The following is a 396-nucleotide window of genomic DNA, read 5'->3' as shown; positions in this document are numbered from 1 at the left end:
ACGGCGTTGGAGGGTTTGAAGGCTGCCGCCGCGGCCGCGCAGGCCAGGGTGCAGGTCGCGTTGGAGGACTCGGTGCGTGCCCGCCGTGTCGCCGCCGGGATCCCGAAAGACCGGCAGGGCGCCGGGGTGGCCGCGCAGATCGGGTTGGCCCGGCGCGAGTCCCCGCACCGTGCCGCGGTCCTGCTGAACCTCTCCCGGACCCTGGTCGCACAGATGCCGCACACCCTGGCTGCGCTGGCCGCGGGGAGCCTGAACGAATACCGGGCCGAGATCCTGGCCCAGGAAACCGGCTGCCTGTCCCCGGAGCACCGGGCCCGCGTGGACCGGGAACTGGCCGGCAACCGGGACCGGCTGCACGGGCTCGGGAACCGGGCGCTGCGGGCCGAAGCCAAGCGC

The 396-nt window shown here is 75.0% G+C and carries 1 pseudogene; it reads left to right on the top strand.

The features are described from left to right. Window positions 1–15: 15 nt before the first annotated feature. Window positions 16–396, top strand: a pseudogene (locus AC5RUP_RS17225) (HNH endonuclease); the annotation flags it as partial.

The sequence above is a fragment of the Arthrobacter sp. Y3223151 genome (assembly GCF_059091125.1).
The sequence above is the reverse complement of the archived record's forward strand: the minus strand, read 5'-3'. Positions and strand labels throughout refer to the sequence as shown.